The following is a 4,262-nucleotide window of genomic DNA, read 5'->3' as shown; positions in this document are numbered from 1 at the left end:
CAATATTTATAGTAGAATATCGTCTCGTTCAACAATACATTTAAGCAAGTGGTAAAATTTTCAGGAAATATCATTTCAGTAGTTGTGCTGACTTCGCCTGTACTATTCATCCTTCTCGTCCGTATTTACCCAATTGATATCCCTCAATCTTTTACCCTTTTCTTTTGGCTATTCTAGCCTGTGGTTCTATTGCCCTTTTCTTAGTTGTATGGCGACAGAAAAAGCTAGCAACTTCCTTCTTAATCGCAGCTTCCGTACTGCTGGTGTATTTAGTTTCATTACCAACTATTTCTCAACCCAAGAATATAAGTTCAAGGAAAACACATTTCGCTTGGCCCACTTTAATGTACCAGAAAGCGATTATATGTACGACGGAATAGTCCAGAAGGCTCAAGATGCTCAAGCTGACCTATTGTCTTTTCAGGAGGTAGATAGTTTGCTAACGAATGAATTAACTACTCGGCTAAAGAACGAGTATCTTTATTATCATAATGCTTACAGTACTGAGCGGGGACCTACGGGCGTGGCAGTATTCTCTAAATATCCGGTAAAAGACTTTACTACTTATTACTGGGGCGGCACCCCTACGCTAACGGGCAACGTGCTACTACCTGATACCAGCGTGCATTTTATCGCTACTCACGCATTATCGTCTCGTCGTAGTGTGGTACAATATACTAAACACAATCAGCATCTGCGGCAAATAGCGCGCTATCTAGAAAATATAGAAGGGGCTGTTTTGGTCACTTGGCGGCCTTAGCGCAATTCCCTGAGATTATCTTTATACGTTATTCCTCTTTACCCAACCATTAATGTAGGTGGGCCGCTGAACAGGCAGTCATACCTGATGTGAGCAGTATTACGATTGATTGTATTCCTTGTACGAAAGATGTTCTTTGCAAGAGTTCGCCTATAGTAAATGTGGGGAAGGCTGGATAAAAGAAAAGTACTGAGAGGTATTGAATTGAGGATTTCAGAATCTCAACTACTTAGAACTTAACAATTCTTTCTTCCTCTTTTTCTCTGATGGTAAGTATAATGTAAACGTAGTTCCTCTTCCTTTTCTAGAGGTAAGAGAGACCTCTCCGGCCAACAAGCGTGTGGCTTCCCGCACAATATACAATCCTAATCCTGAACCATTGGTGTGAGTTGTTGCTCTAAAGAACATATCAAATACCTTATTTTGAATTTCTTCTGGTATACCAATTCCGTTGTCTTCTACTATCAGCTGTACCCCTTGGAGATATGGCTGAATAGAGATCATTACGTAGGGTTGTTTAACATACGGGTTAAAGTACCTAATGGCGTTAGAGAGCAAATTATTAAGAATCATTCGTATGCGCGATGCATCGGAGAAGAAAGTCAAACTGCCTGCAATGTCCAGTTTGATCTCAATATCGATCGTGTTACGCAAAAAATAGAGTCCATCGAGTACGCTAGCAATAATATGCTGAAAATGAATAGGTTCAGGACTAATGTTAATACGGGAGTTGCGGGAGTAATCAATAATTTCTTGAATAGTTGCGTCTAATTGATAGATGCTACTCTCAACAAGTCGTAAGTACTGTTCGCGCTCATCGGTATCACTATTTCCTTCTAGTAAAGAAACCAAGCCTAACACCGAAGCAAGTGGTGCTCGTAAATTATGCGATGTGCTATAGACAAATTGGTCTAGTTCGGCATTAGATTTCTCCAAGGCAATCACATTTTTCCGAAGCTGCTCTTCCGTATTTTTCAGCGGAGTAATATCAAGGTTCACCCCGGTCATACGTACTGGCTCACTATCAGAAAAAGTGACCTTAGCGTATGATTTAATGTACCGTATTTCGTGAGTGTCCTGACGAATAACTCTGTATTCTAGGTCATACCTCTGACTATTTCGTAAGGCAGCATCTATCGCCTCTTTAACACGATCTCGATCATTCGGGTGGATAATATCTTTCCAAGCTTCTTTATAGTTCACATCGTCTTTCGCATCTACTCCGAACATCTGGCAGGTCCGTTCATCCCATACTATACGATTTTGTGGGATCATCCAGTCCCAAATACCAATATTGGCTGATTCGGTGGCTATCGCTAACCGCTCCGAGTATTCATTGATAGCCTGCTCGCTTTTTTGCTGCTTGGTAACATCCCGAAAATTAGAGACTAAACCCTGAATACTTTCATCCATTAATAGGTTAGTCATGATTGATTCTACCCAGATAACCTCTCCATTTTTACGAACTATGCGAGATAAACTATTAGATCGCTCTCGAGGATTAGCGATTGCGTTATGCATTGTTTCCTCGACCAGTGAAAGGTCTTCCGGAAATATGTAGTCACGAGCATCGGTACCTATTAACTCTTCAGCAGTGTATCCGGTTACACCTACTACCGACGGACTGGCGTAAGTGATCATTCCCTGAGCATTGTAGACCATAATAGCATCAAAGCTTTTCTCGGTCAGGCTTCGGAACTTCTTTTCACTTTTTAGCAGTAGTTCATTAAGTTTTTGAGTACGTGCTAAAGTCGTCTCTAACTTTTGCTGACTCTCTTGAAGTTCTTCGTTTAATTTTTGACTTTTAGAAAGCAGTTTAGCGTTGGTTTGTTCGGTAAGCTTTTGTTGATGAATACTACGAACAGAAGTAACGATCTCTTTTCTATTATTTTCTTGTACTAATTGAGCCGTTACTTCTACCCAATGATATTGATTGTCTTTTCTGCGTTTGCGGTAATCGTAACGAATACACTCTCCTGACAGTACTCGTTCTAAATGCTCAAAAGCTTTAGGGTGATCCTCCGGATGAATCCACGTAAAGGGCGAGGTGCCGAGTAATTCTGATGGTTTAAACCCCGTTAAGCTTTCACATGAAGGCGAAACATAGTTGTAAGTTCCGTCTAAATCGTGCTTACATACCATATCTACCACGTTATCTGCTAACAGCTTGTGCTGGCTACGACCATCGGATAGTGCTTGATTAAGGTGGGTACGGTGCAAGGTGTTACCAAAAATTACCCCTAACATTTTAAGTGTTTCTAGTAAACTCTTTGTTTTAGGCTTAATCTGCACCGAGCTGACGAACAATGCATAGCCAGTAAGTTCTTGTTGGTATATTACCGGAATAGCTAAAACAGACTCTAAGTTCAGCATACTAAGTAACCACCTTTCACGATACGCTTCTCCAGGTAGATTCCTAATACCAGAAATTTCAAAAGACTCCTTACGCAAAGCCCTTTTGGTCCACCAAGGAAAGTTTTCTAACGATAGTTGACTAGCTTGGTTTCCTAAAGTAAATACTCCAGAAGAAGAATACTCGTAAGAAAGATGACCCCGAAGCTGTTCTCCTTTCTTATCCCTCACGTACACCAACCCTCGCTGAAAACCTAAAAATCGGGTGATAACGCCTAATGCTTCATTCATTGTAGGATACAAAGCATCAGAAGTAACGTCCATGAGTTGCATGGAAATAGTAAGTAATTTTTGATTTAGCCGGTTAGCCTGTTCAAGTTGTTGTGTTACCTCTTTTTTGCCATTAATGTCGTGTCCTATGCCTTGCATCCCAATAAGGTTTCTTTGCTCATCAACTAATCCCATAAACTCCCAGTGGGTAGTAGAGTAGGTGCTACTATTTTGAAGCTTACGAAGTTCTATGGGTAAAGGCTCACCCGGATTCTGAATACACCGGAGGATTATCTGCTCACAATTATCTATATCATCAGGGTGTATGGTCTTCAGAAGGGGCTGACCAATGTATTCCTCCTTATCTCCAAACTTGTGTTCATACGTAGTATTTACAAACACAATATTTCCCTGCAAATCAATCTGAAACAGATAGTTTGCCTGAGAACTAAGAATATGTGACGAACTTCCACAAGCCTGAATAACGGCCTTACGAAGAGGAGATCCTCCCGACATAAGCGACAAACATTAGAGAGTCAAAATTTCAAGCCAGCACTCACTGTAATAGCCTATTAGAATCAGATATTATAATATTAGCTGTTTACCACTGATTCTCCTCAAAAATATAGTCATCAGGTGAAATATAATAGTGATTAAGAAGAAAAATTCACAAACTTTTGCAAAAAATATGCATGAATATTTCATTTTTTCATCTAGAGAGACACTATTACTAATTACGTTTTTATCAGTACAAGGCTACGATGAGCATACCAACAAAGCATCACTTCACTAGCACACCTGTTATTATGCGCTTTTACAAAACGGTCTAACATTATTTAGCAATCCTGTAAAATATGCCGGGTAATGTTTGGTGTAGTTA

2 protein-coding genes are annotated in these 4,262 nt (G+C 40.1%); one reads left to right on the top strand and one right to left on the bottom strand.

The window, feature by feature from the left end:
* Positions 1 to 208: 208 nt before the first annotated feature.
* Positions 209 to 760, top strand: coding sequence for an endonuclease/exonuclease/phosphatase family protein (locus tag WBA23_RS20960; RefSeq protein ID WP_424584234.1), 552 nt, complete (start codon positions 209 to 211; stop codon positions 758 to 760).
* Between the two features lie 225 nt (positions 761 to 985).
* Here WBA23_RS20960 and WBA23_RS20955 read toward each other — a convergent pair whose 3' ends face one another.
* Positions 986 to 3,898: a PAS domain S-box protein gene (locus WBA23_RS20955; protein WP_424584233.1), complete on the bottom strand. Its 2,913-nt coding sequence runs from the start codon at positions 3,896 to 3,898 to the stop codon at positions 986 to 988.
* Between the last annotated feature and the right edge of the window lie 364 nt (positions 3,899 to 4,262).

The organism is Tunicatimonas sp. (genome assembly GCF_049647865.1).
In the GTDB taxonomy this organism is placed as follows: Bacteria; Bacteroidota; Bacteroidia; order Cytophagales; family Cyclobacteriaceae; genus Tunicatimonas.
This window is presented reverse-complemented; position numbering and strand designations above follow the sequence as displayed.